Here is a 14,033-nt window from a genome sequence, read left to right as displayed (position 1 = left end):
TACTTAAAAGCCAGGGTTGTTTGGCAACAGGTTCGGATTGACATCCGACTCCTGCTTGGGCACCGGGAAGAGCAGTTGTTTTTCGGTAAAGGTGGCTCCAAACACGGTTTTATGCCCGATGAAGTCATCCCAGTTGCCGGTTACGTCGTTGTGCACTTTGCGCGTACGGAGCATATCGAACCACATCTTGTTCTCGAAACACAGTTCGAAATAGCGCTGCAGCCACACCTCCTGTTCGAAAGCCGTCTGGCTCAACGCACCGATGGGAGCCAGATTGGCCCGCGCCCGGATTTGGTTGACGTAGCTGACCGCGTTCGCGTTCGGTGACCCATCGGCCCGGTTCGAGGCTTCGGCATACATGAGGTACACATCTGCCAGCCGGTACAGCGTGTAGTTCAGATCAGACTTGGCCGTGTTCGTCACCGCGTTGACGTCAAACCACTTGTAGATGTAGGTATTCTTGAAGGTTACCGTCTGCCCGGTTTTTATATTAGGGTAGTTGGTAAAGAAGAACTGTTTCTCCTGCACCCGCTTATCGCCCGCGGGAAACGACTTGATGAACTGGGGCGTCGGATATACCGATCCGTATTCATCCGAATACTTCGAAATACCCGAGTAGTTCGGGATCGTCAGCGACGTGAGCGGATTAGTCGACGGGACGCTGGCGGCATACTGCACCTGGAAGATGAACTCACCCGTGTTTTTGTTGGCCGGGTTGATCATGTCCGTATAATTTGGGAACAGCGTATAGCCGCCTTTCTGAATCACGTTCAGCGAGCGCTTAGCCGACTCAGCATAATACTGCGATCCGCCGTTGATGGCTGCTCCGGCATAAGTCAGGTATACGTCGGCCAGCAGCGACTCTACCATACCCATCGACACCTTACCGGTATTGTCCTGCCAGGGCAGCGTAGAGGCTTCGGCCAGCAGCAGGTCGGGAATGATGATCTTGTCGTAGATGTCCTTGGCAGGGGTACGCGGCAGGTTCAGGTTCAGATCTGTCGGCACCGTGGTTACACTGGGAACGGCCCCGTACAGCCGCACCAGAAAGAAATAATACAGCGCCCGCAGGGTGTGCGCTTCGGCCAGCATGTTCGTTTTCTGCGCATCGGTCAGACCACTGGCACTGATACCCGGTATACTCTGGATGGCCAGATTACAGGCCCCCACGCCCAGGTACATTTGCTGCCACCACGTATCGACGTAAAACGACGTGTTGTTATAACTCAGGTTTTCGAAGTTGATAAACCCGGTTTGGCCCAGATCGCTATTGGCCTTGCCGGTCATGAACTCCAGCAGATTCCAGGTATTACCGCCGTACGACGACGACTGGCCCGCCAGCAGGCCCTGCAAATTGGCGTAGCCCGCGTTGGCATACGCTCTGGCGACTTTAACGCTCGATACGTTCGAGGAAGGAGTGATAAACCCGGTCGGATTCTCCTTCAAAAAGTCTTTACAGCCACTCATCGCCAGCAGTGACGATGCCAGGGCTATATGTTTGAGAACTTTCATAGTGTTCGGAATTACAAATTAAAAAGTAAGGTTTACACCCAGGTTCCAGACACGCGGGCGTGGATACGAGAAGAAGTCGAGGTTTTGGGAGAACGAGCTGTTGGCTCCGTAACCCGCATTGAAGGTATCGACTTCGGGGTCATAGCCCGAATACTTCGTGATGACGAACAGATTCTGGACGCTGGCGTAAATACGCAGGCGGTTGATCTTCAGGCGTTGCAACGTGGCGTTGGGCAGCGAATAACCCAGCATAAAGTTCTGGCCGCGGATAAACGAGCCATCTTCTACCCACCAGGTATCGAAATGTGAATCCTGCGCAAACTTGTAGTTACGTACCTGTGAGATCATCGTGTTCTGGTGATCGGGCGTCCAGGCGTCGAGCACCGTAGCCAGGCTGTTGGCGATGGTCTGGCGGTCTTCGGTCGAGTGCTTGAACGTAGCGGCCGTGTTGATGCCCTGCACGAAGCGGATATCGAAGGTGAAGTCCCAGTTTCTGAACTTGATCGAGTTGCTGAACGTACCCGTCCATTTCGGCGTCGTCCGGCCAATGATGCTGTAATAATTGCTGCCGTCGGGGTTGTAGATGTACTTCCGATCGCCCGGCTTCAGGTTATGCTGAGCCGCCAGATCGGCCTCGTCGCTGCTGTAAGTACCCAGGCGCGTCATACCGTACAGCGACCCGATGGATTCGCCAACCCGCAGAATGTTGGTTTGCCCCAGGAAGTTGGGACCGGGGAAAATATCCGCGTTGCCGTTGTTGAGTTTCAGAATCGTGTTGTGGTTCGAAGCAAAAATGAAGTTGGTCGACCAGGTGAAATTTTCCTTCTGGATGTTCACCGTGTTCAGGGCCACCTCGATACCGGCGTTCCGCACTGACCCTACGTTCTGATACACGTTGGCGCTCCGCTCGCCCGCCGACCACGGGATGGGTGCCTGCAGCAGGAGGTCTTTGGTAACGCGGTTGTAGTAATCGACGGTCAGGTTGATGCTGTTGCCAATGCCTAACTCGACGCCAGCGTCGAACTGCTGCGATTTTTCCCACTTCAGGTTTGGGTTACCCAGGTAGCTGGGTAACAGGGTCGATTGTAGAGCTCCACCCAGTACCGTCGTATTCGGCTGGATCTGCGCAATAGACTGGTACTGACCGATTTCCTGGTTACCCGACAGCCCGTAACTAGCCCGCACTTTCAGGTTGCTGATGGTTTTGTTGCCTTTCAGGAAGCTTTCTTCCGACATACGCCATGCAGCACCCACCGACGGGAAGAACGCAAATTTGTTGTTGGCCCCAAACTTGGACGAGCCATCGTAGCGGCCCGTGGCCGTGAATAGGTATTTCTCGTTCAGGTTGTAGGTCAACCGGGCAAAATACGAGTTCATAGCCCACCGATAATCGGACGACGTCGACGAGCTTTTTACCGAGCCCGACCCCAGCGTGTGCCACTGGAAAATATCGTCGATGAAGTTCTGGGTTTCTACGTAATCCGTTTCCTGATTATACTGTTGCCAGGACGCTCCCAGCAGGGCCGTAAAATGCTGGCGGCTGTTGATCGTCTTGTTCCAGGTGAGGTAGTTTTCCGATTGCCAGTAGTTGTTGGTGTACCCCCGGATGCTGGCCACCCCACCCTGGTCGGCGGATAAGTGAGCCAGGTTCTGCGACGAGAAGAAGTTGTTTTTCTGCCAGTTCAGGGTAGTTCCTAAGTCGGTTCTGAAATCGAGGTCTTTGGTGATGTGGAACAGCAGATACGCATTTCCCAGCCCCTGCAACGTGTTGTTGATCGTATAGCGGTTGTTGGCGATATTGACCGGGTTCGGACCACCTTCCAGTCCGGCAATGTCGTTATTGCCCGCCCAGGTTCCGTCCGGGTATTTAACCGGTACGATGGGCACTTCTTCGGATACCATCCGCGGCACGTTCAGCCCGCCGTTGCCGTCAGAAACCAGCCGTTGCTGGCTGCTGATCAGGTTAATAGCCCCCCCAACTTTCAGCCAGTTATTGACATTGTTATCCATCGTGAACCGGCCGGAGTACCGCTTGAAATTCGAATTGATCATCAGACCGTTCTGGTTCAGATACCCCAGCGACAGGCTGTACAGGGTTTTGTCGTTACCTCCCTGAAAATTAAGCTGGTGCGTCTGCGAAAAAGCGGGTTTGTAGACTTCTTTCTCCCAGTTGGTATTGTACAGCGGCTTGTCGTTCTGGTCGAACAGCAGCGGAAAATTCGTGTGATTGAGTGCCGCCGGTGGCGTCCAGGTTCCACCCGCCGGGTCGAACTTGGTTCCATTGGCAAACGCCTGGTTGTAAACCTGCACAAATTGATCTGAATTCAGGGTTTTGACGTGGCGGTATAAATCGCTGACGTTCACGTTGCCCTCATACGTCACGCGTGTGCCGCCCACCCGACCTCGTTTGGTCGAAATGATAATGACTCCATTGGCACCACGAGCCCCGTAAATAGCCGTCGACGAGGCATCTTTCAGCACTTCCAGCGAAGCGATATCGTTCGGGTTGATCGAGTTGCCGTCCACCCCGATAACCCCATCGACAACATACAAGGGGTCGAGGCTGGAGTTGATCGAGCCCAGACCGCGCACCCGCACTTTGGCGGCCGCTCCCGGTGCGTTGCTGTTCACACTGACCTCAACCCCGGCAATTTTGCCCTGTAAGGCCTGCGACACGTTAGGAACGGGCTTGTCCATCAGCTCTTCGCCTTTGATGGTCGCCACGGCCCCGGTCAGGTCGGATTTCTTGACACTACCATACCCAATAACGACGACCTCACCCAGCGACTTCGAATCCGGCGCCATGGTGATATCGATCGCTGTGCGATTGCCAACGGCCACTTCCTGGCTTAGGTAGCCCACGAAGCTGAAGACCAGCACCGCCGACGCGTTAGGAACCGTAATCTGGTAATTTCCGTCCGTATCGGTGGTCGTCCCGGTATTCGACCCTTTAATTACTACGTTTACCCCGGGTATGGACGATTTGGAGTCGGAGTCCATAATTCGCCCACGAACGACAATGTCAGCCACCGACCGGGGGGCACCGGTACCTGCCACTGAGGCAAACGAACCAACCAGAAATCCATACAGCAGGAAAATCCTGAAAAGCCTGCTGAATGTCCGCATAGGAATTTGTACAGCGTTTTTCATTTAGTTTGATTAGGTTAAAAAATTTACTTACTACACATTTTACATTGAACGGTTACTGATTTTTCCGGCAGAAGCCACTGCCAGCTACGTTTATTGTCAGACATACCAGTAGGTTATCTGGCCAGGTCTATAGGCACGAATAGCTTCTTAAAATCAGGGCTATACTTCGGAAATCATTTGTAAAACCCTGACAGAACACCACTCATTACTTAGCAGAATTACCAGTCTATTGCAAAAAACAATTCGTACCTGGATACGGTATCGAATTAAGTAATATTGGCAAAACTACTTAGCCTAAAACCCAGCCATTATTTACCTTATTTACCTGACAAAAAAAGGGTGTTTTCGAAGTTAAAGAGTATATGTTTTAAATCTTACTTGTCCTTCCGGCAAATTTTAAATTATTTTTTTAATGCCCATCTGGTAAAGCATTTACCCATAATGAGACTTATTTTTTTAACAGTCAACCCCTTTATCTATTCATTTATTTACCTATCAATGTAGTTTCTTTAGTAACAACTTACCCTTTGTTATATAATTGATTTACAGCACTATATCAAGTATACAATAAAAATCTATTTTGAATATACTTAAATCTTATACGAGTACTTATTACTATTTTTTTAATTTGATTTTGAGTATACCAGTAAAAATTAATATGGGCTATATAATTAAAAATGTATTAAAAATATGAGCGCATTTTATTTTATATATGAATTTTGTTTCATAATATTTCAAAAATCTCTAACAGAATAATTATTAAAAAAAGCTTAATTATAGATTAAGCTTTTTTTAATCTCTTCCAGGCAAATAAATACAGTGATACTACTGAATATAAGATAGCCTGAATACTAAAAAGCACATTGTATGGCCATGTATAGAAAACGGCTAATAACAGAGAGGAAGATTATAAATTCGATGAGGTCAAATAGATTGACACAGACGTTGATCAAGAGGGAACTTAGATTTGGTGAACGGCACCGGGCTACTTGAATATAGAGAAGCCTCCCCTACTCGGCTATGGCTTTACCACGGGGTCAATGTGGAACTGTCAGGCTTCTTGAATCCTGTTAACGCACGAGTGCACCCCTCTTCACTTCTAAATATTACTTAAAATATACAATTTCATTTTTCATGACAGGTTATCAATACAGACAGTACTATAAAAGCGATTAGGGAAAGTGCATCGATCGTCTCTAGTAGCATTAGAGATGAAGCTTTGTACGACCATTGCACGCCTGGAGGAGCTGACCACCTGTACGCAGGTTCATCCAAAGAGCCAGCACAGTCATTGCAAAGGATCAGAGTTATTTTAGGGTAGTTGTCCTATATCGGATAGCTTCGTCAGCGTTCTAATACGTCAGGATATGGTTAGGCTGCGTTTATTCAGTTATGTACAGCTACTGGCTATAGGTGTGGTCAGTAGCTGTAATCAACCTCAGATTGACTTCCCCGAACGTGCATCCGCGATCGAAGGAGTTTACCTGGCTGATACGTACTATAATAAAACTGGCGTCACGGGCATATACCCTATCCAGGGACACACAATGACCTTGAAATTAAGTAGGATAAGCAGTGATTCAGTACAGGTTGAGATAGAATCCACTCCCAATGGAGACTACTCACCTGGTGGCAACCGCTCATTTAAAAAAGTATTGGTGAATCAGGAGTTTGATGCTAAAATTGTTAACAATAAGCAAGAAACTTGTCTTATCTACAGTATAGATTTGCCGAAAGCTTCAAATTCTGACAGTGGTGAACGCTTAAGAAGGTTATGCAAAATCAGCGGTATCTACTACTATTTCACCGCTCCTGTCAGTAAGTCTGAAGCTATTGTTTATTTTGCTGTCAAGTAGCGGTCTTTAATAGCGCTGAAATGAGCTTATTTCCCTATAGTATTGGTTAACAGTCGCATTTTGAAGAGCTTGGGCTGGAGCGATCTAGTCTAAAACTGGTTATCAATCTACCGGTTTTAGACTAGATCACTCCAGCCCATATTACAGAGCCGCTACATAGCGACTCACGGCTAGCTGGGCAGCCTGGTTTTTCTGAAACGTTTCGGGGGCCAGGGCGTCGCGCAGGGATTCGTAGAGGTACATCACTTCCCACAGACTGCTCACCAATACATCCCGATCCGGGGTGGCTACGGTTTTGCGCAGTTGTAGCAATTCAGCCACCCCGAATGTCGTTTCGGCCCGGCGTACACCCCGTGGCAGGCTCGCATTCTTCAAATGCAGCATGGGTCCGAGTACGGCGTTCCGGACGTAAGCCAGAAAATCGATCGCTTCGAAGTACTCCCCCCGCCCTACTTTCAGGGCTGCGTAGTGAGACCAGATCCAAAAACGATCTTCGACCCACTGAAAATCGAAGGGCGGGTACTGCGCCGTCGATTGTTGAATGATGTTCGTGAGTATACCGTCCCGTTCCCATAGCACAATCGGATCTTCCACCCGATGATGAAATTCGTCAGGCGTCAGGAATTTAATGTCGACGTGCAACAGCGACGGTTCGTAAAGGGCAATCAGCAGGCGTGGCTCGCCCACGTGGTCGCCCCGAAATGAAGCCAGCAGGGTTCCCAACTGTGCGGCATAGGCCTGCATCGGAGCCAGATCGGGCGCGATTTTTCGGTTCGTTACCAGTACCAGGTCCAGATCGGAATAGGCATCGATTTCGCCGGATGCCCAGGAGCCCCCTGCGGCCAGCCCAACGGCATCGGTGTCCTGCTGGATAAACTCAATAGCTTTTGTGAGGAATACGCGAAAGGGTTGTAAATGAGATTGCATCACTACGTTGCGATTGGTAAATTACCGCAGAACGACGGCACTCATTGATTAGTTCAGCCAACGGGCCACTTTCCCAGTGGTCTGGCTCCCCGCTTATCGAACGGGTATGACCAGCCCTACACCCGCCGGTCCTGCCGAAAGTAGCAGTCGCTCCTGTCGGTCGCCCCGCTTTTTGAACACAAAATAATTGACCAGATCGAACGCCAGCAGAAAACCACCCTGCACCATAATGGATTTTCCGTAGCCCCGCAGTTGATCCGCTTTGTCCGGATGAGAGTTGGCCCGTTCCTGCAGGTAAGCTCCTCCCAGCACATAAGCGACGTCCAGCCCTGCATTGATCAGCAGCAGCTGCTTCATGTTTTCGTGCTTCCGGACGGCATCGGCCAGCGTTTCGACATCGGCAGTCTGCCCGCGGGAACCGAGCAGGCCAATACCGGCAATCCCCAGATTGACCAGGTTCCAGTAGACATTCATCCGGTGAAAATACTTCGTTTCGCCTGTCGTCTGCCCAGCCGCTACCGTACCGATGGCAATATTGGCTAGGGCATACCCACCGAGCGCCAGCCCGAGAGTTTTCTGATGACGAATGCGCTGTTCGCTAAATGCCCGCAGCTCGGGCGAGGGTACTGTCCGTTGGGCCAGAACGGGGTTTCCAAGCAGCAGGGACCCGGCTGCCAGCGCAAGCTGTCGGAGTGGAAGCATGACGAGTGATTTTGGGTATGAACCCGAATTGTAGCCCGATGGTTACAGGCCCAGAGCTTTCCGTGCGGCCGAGTCGTTGATGTTGGCCAGTTCCCGGATATCGGGAGCCGTCAGGAGCTGAACGGAATTTTGTTGCAGAAGCTGGCGGGGCGAGTAAGCCCCCTGGGCGACGGCCTGCTGGATGATCGGCCCGAAAACGGGTTCGTAAATGCCCAGCAGCGGTTCGGGTAGCTGTCCATCCGAATCATAAAACACCGTTGCCTGTTTAGCGGGGTTTCGGGCGTTCACCAGCGCATCGAGCGAGCGAGTCGTCAGCAGCGGCATGTCGCAGGCCACCACGAACCAGGCAGCCTCCGGATTATACTGAAAAGCCGATAAAATTCCGTTGAGTGGACCGGGCAGGTCGTAGGCGTCGACGATACGGAGCTGGTCTGTATTGTTCAAGTCCTGATTCTGCGTAGCGTTTACCGACCAGAACACAAGACTACAGTACGGCTTCAGCAACTCCGTCAGGTGGTCGCGTTGCGATTTTCCGTGGTAGACTAGTTGCGATTTATCCTGTCCCATCCGGGTGCTCCGGCCACCCATCAGAACCAGCCCATTCAGTGGCTCAGTCACGTCGAAAGTCCCGTTTACCGCCCGTTTTTTCCATCAGCTTCGTTTCCCGGATGACGATATCATGCGAAAATGCTTTGCACATGTCGTAGATAGTCAGTGCCGCTACCGACGCGCCGACCAGCGCTTCCATTTCTACTCCCGTCTTGCCCTCGGTCGAGACCAGGCAATCGACAATAGCGTCGGTGCCGTCGGTGGTGATGGTGATCTGGCAATTGTCCAGCCCCAGCGAGTGGCAGAGCGGAATCAGATCGTCGGTGCGTTTGGCGGCCATCGTACCGGCAATGATGGCCGTCTGAAACACCGGGCCTTTTTTCGTATTGATCTCCGTGCCGGTCAGGTGCTGCATAATCTCAGGGCCGAGCGATACGACAGAGCGGGCGCGGGCCGTTCGGCGCGTAACGGTTTTGCCCCCTACGTCGACCATCGCCGGGTTGCCTTCTGCATTCAGGTGCGAAAACGAGCTCATAAATTGAGGAGTAAGACGGGTGGAAACCCGCCAGTTTAACATTCGCGGGTTTCCACCCGCGCTACCTAACGCTTGGTCAGTAAAACAACATTCTCGACATGGTGCGTATGCGGAAACATATCCACCGGCTGCACGTCGGTTACAGTATAGCCTTCATCCAGAATACCCAGATCGCGGGCTTGGGTAGCCGTATTGCAGCTTACGTACACGATCCGCTCGGGAGCCGCCCGCAGCAGTTGACGGGTTACGGCTTCGTCCATTCCGGCGCGGGGCGGATCCGTAATGACGACCTCCGGCCGACCGTGCTGATCGAAAAAACCGTCGGTCAGAATGTCGCGCATGTCGCCTGCCACGAAAGTTGTGTTCGTAATTCCGTTCACGTCGGCATTGATGCGTGCATCGGCTACCGACGCTTCGACGTACTCGACGCCCACGACCTGCGCAGCCCGACGTGCGACAAACAGCGCAATTGTACCCGTGCCGGTATACAGGTCATATACCCGCTCGCTACCCGTCAGTCCGGCCCAGTCGCGGGCCACCTTGTACAGGTTGTAAGCCTGCTGGGCATTGGTCTGGTAGAACGATTTCGGGCCGACCCGGAAAGTCAGCTCTTCCATCGTTTCTTCAATATACGGTTTGCCGCTCCAGTGGATCACCTCCTGATCCTGATAGCTGTCGTTCTTTTTCGTATTCAGAATGTAGTTCAGCGAAGTGATCTGCGGAAACTGCTGTTGCAGATACGTCAGAAGCCCATTCAGCAACTCGGGGTTGTCCTGCGCGACCTGCAACGTTACCATGACCTGCTGCGTAGTATCGGCAGTGCGGATGATCAGTGTCCGCAAAAAACCCGTATGGACTTTAAGATTATACAACGTCAGATCGTGCTGAAGCACATAGTCGTCGACCGCCAGCCGGATGGCGTTGGACGGATCGGGCTGAAGGTAGCAGTGGCGAATGGGCAGCACCTTGTCGAAGCGCCCCGGCACGTGAAACCCAACCGCACGCGGGTCCATTGGCTGATCCGTGCGTACTTCGGCCTGCGTCAGCCACCGTCCTTCGGCACAGGTAAACTCCAGCTTATTTCGGTAATATTGGGTCGGATGCGCCGGCAGGATCGGCCGGATGGCGGGCAGGGCCACTTTGCCGATGCGCGTCAGGTGATCAATCACCTGCTGGTGTTTAAATCCCAGCTGCTCGCCGTACTGGATATGCTGCCACTTACAGCCGCCACACGTGCCAAAATGCTCGCAGAACGGCTCGGTTCGCACGGTCGACCATTCGTGAATGTGTTCGGCAACGGCTTCGCGGTATTGTTTTTTGCGATTCGTAATGCGCAGATCGACGACATCGCCCGGTGCTACGCCCGGTCCACCCGTTGGATTTTCTACAAAAATAACCCCCTCGTCGGTGCGTACGATGCACTTTCCTTCGGCAGCCACCGCATCAATTCGAACGCTTGCCAACCGTTCGGGGGGTTTATGACTCTTTCTACGCATAAATAAGTCCTGAAAAACTGCTAATTTAAGCAGCTATTTTCGGACGGTCTTAATTCCGAACTGTTTCTGTGTATGGTAAATGTGTACCGTTTGTGGTGGTTTCCCCAAGTATTGACTGGCCTGTTGCTGGTTATGAGCCACTTGGCTAATGCCACGCACATCGTTGGGGGTGAGCTGGAACTTCGCTATCTGGGAGCCCAAAGTGCCTACTCTCATCGCATCAATCTGAATTTGTATTTCGACAACGTCAATGGCGACCCCGGCGCCGACGATGGGCTGGTGACGGTGGGAATTTTTGCGAAGCGCACGAATCAGTTGATCGGCTACGTACCGCTCAACCGGCTCAGCACCGAAAACATCGCTTATACCCGACCGGCCTGCGCCATCGGTAACCTGAGCACGCGCCTGATCCGGCACAGCGTCGATCTGACCCTCGACCCGAATATTTTCAACGATGCCGGGGGATACTATATATCCTGGGAGCGGTGTTGCCGCAATGGCACCATCGTCAACATCATTAATCCGGGGGCTGCGGGTTCTACCTTTTATCTGGAGTTTCCAGCCATCGCCAATGGTAGTAATCGGGTGTATAATTCTTCCCCGGTCTTTACGATTCCCAAAGGTGATTATGCCTGCATCGGCCAGCCGTTTACCCTCGATTTCAGCGCGAAAGATGCCGATGGCGATAGTCTGGTTTATTCGGTCGTAACCCCATACAATGGGTACAGCACCACGGGCAATCCGAACCCGGGCGCCTTAAACCGCCCCACCCCGCCATTCTTCAATCCGGGGCCATATCCGCCGGTTCAATGGAGCAATGGTATTTCGCTGGCGAACGAGATTCCCGGTCCGGCGCCATTGCGGGTCAACCCCACCACGGGTCTGCTCAGCGTAACCCCGGACCGGGCGGGCTTGTTCGTTTTTTCCGTCGACGTCAGCGAATACCGGGCGGGCAAAGTCATCGGCCGGGTCCGGCGCGACTACCAGGTGCTGGTCGTCGATTGTCAGAAAAATAACGCCCCCCAGTTGCTGTTCAAACCGGAGGGGCAGAAAAATTTTTATCAGGAAGGCACCGTGCTGACGATTGCCGAAAAAGACACCAACTGCCTGACCCTCTACGTAACCGACATCAACCCTAACCAACGAATTACCATCACGAACATGAGCGGTTCGCTGCCTGGACTGACCCTTGCTCCGGGTGAGCTCATCAACCGCACCGGACACGACACGCTACAAACCAAATTCTGTTTTGGCCGGTGCGTAGGCGGCAACGGCACCCCCATTACGCTGATGGTCCGGGCCACGGACGACGGTTGTCCGCAGGGGCTGAGCGACACGCTCACCGTCCGGCTGAACATCATTCCTTCGCCCAATAACAAACCCATTGCCGGAACCGACCTGCCGAACAACAAAGGTAAAGTCACAGTTGGCTCGTCGCTGACGTTTAATGCCTTCGGTACCGATATCGACAATGACAATGTGACGATCCAGGCAGTTGGGCGCGGGTTCACGCTGGCGCAGGCGGGCATGAGTTTCGGATCGGCTTCGGGCGTGGGTAAGGTCTCGCAGCCATTTACCTGGAAACCCACCTGTACGCAGGCGACCCAGACGTCATATCTGGTCGATTTTATCGTTACCGATACCCGTTGCAACCGAAACCTGCGCGATACCGTCACCGTCGATCTGGCGGCCATTGGCCTACCAAGCCAGCCCCCCAGCATACGGACGACGCTTGCGCAGGCCGTTGTCGAACTGACCGTCAGCCCATCCGATTCAGCTGGTTTTTCTACGTTCGATGTACTGGGCAATGATCCTGACCGCGACACGCTTCGGCTGTCGGGAACGGGCCGGGGCTTCGATGTGGCGGCTGCAGGCATGAATTTCTCGAACAAGACCGGCTTACCTACCCTGCAGTCGCCCTTTAGCTGGCGACCTACCTGCGAGCTGATGGCGGGGCGAACCGAGGCTACGTTCGTCGTGGATTTCGTCGTCGACGACCGCTCCTGCCAGCCGCATCACCTCGATACGACGACGGTTACCTTCCACGTCAAGAGCCCGGTCTGGACCGGTGAGATCAAGGTGCCCAACGTGTTTACGCCCAACGGCGACGGTATCAACGACTATTTTGCGGTGAAAGATTTACCAACCGACTCCTGCAATGAACGGTTCAAATCGGTAGAGATTACCAATCGCTGGGGGCAGCCCATCTTCAAATCGACAGACCCGCGGTTCCGATGGTACGGCAACAACTCGCCTGCTGGTACGTATTATTACCTGCTGCTGACCACAAGCCAAACCTTCAAGGGACCGGTAACGCTGATGAGGTAAACGGAGTGGATAGTCGACAGGAATTAGTTGATAGTGCTGGCGTCGAGGGCAGTGGTCCTGGTTAGTCACCTAGTTGCTGACCACTATTCTACTAGATCAGCCATACGTTATCCCGCCGGATAAAGTAGAGTTCGTTATGCCAGAGTACACGCAGGTAGATATCTTTACTACCCAGGATATTGACCTTATGACCCCGGCCGATAACGTCGACCACAGGGGCAGCTGCCGACGGATCGGTCCGCAGCAACACCCGATCCTGGCTGGTAATACCAGACTGAACGCCTTCGGGTAAGTTCGTAAAAATCAGCAGGAGCAGCAGGTATACAAACACAATCCACTTTTGGCGGCCAGGCACTTCTTCGTTGCGCATCCGTTTCAGTATCAGCACGATAAAGACGTAGCCCGCCGGAATTAGCAGAAACAGGAGAAAATACACTCCGTATTTTCGGTAAAACAGATAAAAGTAATTCAGATCGTCGGTTTCGTACCCGCTGAGGTTGTTGGCCCGGGCAATGTCATTCATCCGGCGGAGGATGACATCGTCGGGATGGCGTTCGAAATAAACGCCTAAATAATAAAGCTGTCGGGGTATATTATTCGACCGTTCATTGGCGCTGGCTAGTTTCAGGAGCATGGCATCCGTAGCGGTATGCCCTTCGGCCAGGGCGGTTTCATACAGGCGGGCAGCGCCGATCTGATCACCCGAGGCAAACAGAGAATCGGCCTGACGCAATGAATCCGCCAAGGTCGTCTGTGCCAGCACATTAGCAGGTGCCAGCCAAAAAAATAGACTTATTTTAAGGAAAAGTCCTTGCAGCGAACGAAATAAGGCCATAATTTTGCACCACAATAACAAACGGACCGCTAGATTCAGCGGCAGACCGTTTACCGATTTGGTAGCTCAGCTGGTAGAGCAATACACTTTTAATGTATGGGTCCTGGGTTCGAATCCCAGCCGAATCACAAACAGCGAAGGGA

General features: G+C 52.5%; 10 protein-coding genes and 1 tRNA gene. 3 read left to right on the top strand and 8 right to left on the bottom strand.

Annotated elements, in window-relative coordinates:
* Positions 1-3 precede the first annotated feature (3 nt).
* Both ACYVC2_RS05320 and ACYVC2_RS05315 read right to left on the bottom strand, forming a co-directional pair.
* The gene (locus ACYVC2_RS05320) at positions 4-1,512 is read right to left on the bottom strand and encodes a RagB/SusD family nutrient uptake outer membrane protein (protein WP_461101258.1); all 1,509 of its coding nucleotides are present in this window, start codon (positions 1,510-1,512) and stop codon (positions 4-6) included.
* An 18-nt stretch (positions 1,513-1,530) separates the two neighbouring features.
* Positions 1,531-4,662: a SusC/RagA family TonB-linked outer membrane protein gene (locus ACYVC2_RS05315; protein WP_461101257.1), complete on the bottom strand. Its 3,132-nt coding sequence runs from the start codon at positions 4,660-4,662 to the stop codon at positions 1,531-1,533.
* A gap of 1,547 nt (positions 4,663-6,209) precedes the next feature.
* Here ACYVC2_RS05315 and ACYVC2_RS05310 point away from each other — a divergent pair.
* The gene (locus tag ACYVC2_RS05310) at positions 6,210-6,518 is read left to right on the top strand and encodes a hypothetical protein (RefSeq protein WP_461101256.1); all 309 of its coding nucleotides are present in this window, start codon (positions 6,210-6,212) and stop codon (positions 6,516-6,518) included.
* Between the two features lie 141 nt (positions 6,519-6,659).
* Here the strand turns inward: ACYVC2_RS05310 and ACYVC2_RS05305 are convergent, their stop codons facing one another.
* The 5 genes from ACYVC2_RS05305 to rlmD form a co-directional block, all read right to left on the bottom strand.
* Positions 6,660-7,445, bottom strand: a complete 786-nt coding sequence (locus ACYVC2_RS05305; protein ID WP_461101255.1) for a nucleotidyltransferase domain-containing protein — start codon at positions 7,443-7,445, stop codon at positions 6,660-6,662.
* A gap of 93 nt (positions 7,446-7,538) precedes the next feature.
* A complete protein-coding gene (locus ACYVC2_RS05300; protein WP_461101254.1) occupies positions 7,539-8,147 on the bottom strand; it encodes a DUF6992 family protein in 609 nt (202 codons plus the stop codon).
* Positions 8,148-8,189: 42 nt separating this feature from the next.
* Positions 8,190-8,765, bottom strand: coding sequence for an NTP transferase domain-containing protein (locus tag ACYVC2_RS05295; protein ID WP_461101253.1), 576 nt, complete (start codon positions 8,763-8,765; stop codon positions 8,190-8,192).
* Entirely contained in the window at positions 8,758-9,231 is a 474-nt protein-coding gene (gene moaC / locus ACYVC2_RS05290; protein ID WP_461101252.1) for a cyclic pyranopterin monophosphate synthase MoaC, read from the bottom strand. Before moaC ends, ACYVC2_RS05295 begins: the two co-directional genes overlap by 8 nt.
* Positions 9,232-9,296: 65 nt before the next feature.
* Complete coding sequence (rlmD, locus tag ACYVC2_RS05285) at positions 9,297-10,727, bottom strand: 23S rRNA (uracil(1939)-C(5))-methyltransferase RlmD (protein WP_461101251.1); 1,431 nt, start codon at positions 10,725-10,727, stop codon at positions 9,297-9,299.
* Positions 10,728-10,799: 72 nt separating this feature from the next.
* On the opposite strand from rlmD, the gene ACYVC2_RS05280 reads away from it, so the two are divergent.
* Entirely contained in the window at positions 10,800-13,055 is a 2,256-nt protein-coding gene (locus ACYVC2_RS05280) for a T9SS type B sorting domain-containing protein (RefSeq protein ID WP_461101250.1), read from the top strand.
* A 91-nt stretch (positions 13,056-13,146) separates the two neighbouring features.
* On the opposite strand, the gene ACYVC2_RS05275 is transcribed toward ACYVC2_RS05280, so the two are convergent.
* Positions 13,147-13,890, bottom strand: a complete 744-nt coding sequence (locus ACYVC2_RS05275; protein WP_461101249.1) for a hypothetical protein — start codon at positions 13,888-13,890, stop codon at positions 13,147-13,149.
* A 55-nt stretch (positions 13,891-13,945) separates the two neighbouring features.
* Here ACYVC2_RS05275 and ACYVC2_RS05270 point away from each other — a divergent pair.
* A tRNA-Lys gene (locus ACYVC2_RS05270) sits at positions 13,946-14,018 on the top strand.
* Positions 14,019-14,033 lie beyond the last annotated feature (15 nt).

This window comes from Spirosoma koreense (assembly GCF_054777875.1).
The sequence above is the reverse complement of the archived record's forward strand: the minus strand, read 5'-3'. Positions and strand labels throughout refer to the sequence as shown.

Coding starts and splice junctions, on each gene's coding strand:
- ACYVC2_RS05300 (WP_461101254.1), bottom strand. CDS start 8,147: ATGCTTCCACTCCGACAGCTTGCGCTGGCAGCCGGGTCCCTGCTGCTT.
- ACYVC2_RS05320 (WP_461101258.1), bottom strand. CDS start 1,512: ATGAAAGTTCTCAAACATATAGCCCTGGCATCGTCACTGCTGGCGATG.
- moaC (WP_461101252.1), bottom strand. CDS start 9,231: ATGAGCTCGTTTTCGCACCTGAATGCAGAAGGCAACCCGGCGATGGTC.
- rlmD (WP_461101251.1), bottom strand. CDS start 10,727: ATGCGTAGAAAGAGTCATAAACCCCCCGAACGGTTGGCAAGCGTTCGA.
- ACYVC2_RS05275 (WP_461101249.1), bottom strand. CDS start 13,890: ATGGCCTTATTTCGTTCGCTGCAAGGACTTTTCCTTAAAATAAGTCTA.
- ACYVC2_RS05305 (WP_461101255.1), bottom strand. CDS start 7,445: ATGCAATCTCATTTACAACCCTTTCGCGTATTCCTCACAAAAGCTATT.
- ACYVC2_RS05310 (WP_461101256.1), top strand. CDS start 6,210: ATGACCTTGAAATTAAGTAGGATAAGCAGTGATTCAGTACAGGTTGAG.
- ACYVC2_RS05280 (WP_461101250.1), top strand. CDS start 10,800: ATGGTAAATGTGTACCGTTTGTGGTGGTTTCCCCAAGTATTGACTGGC.
- ACYVC2_RS05315 (WP_461101257.1), bottom strand. CDS start 4,662: ATGAAAAACGCTGTACAAATTCCTATGCGGACATTCAGCAGGCTTTTC.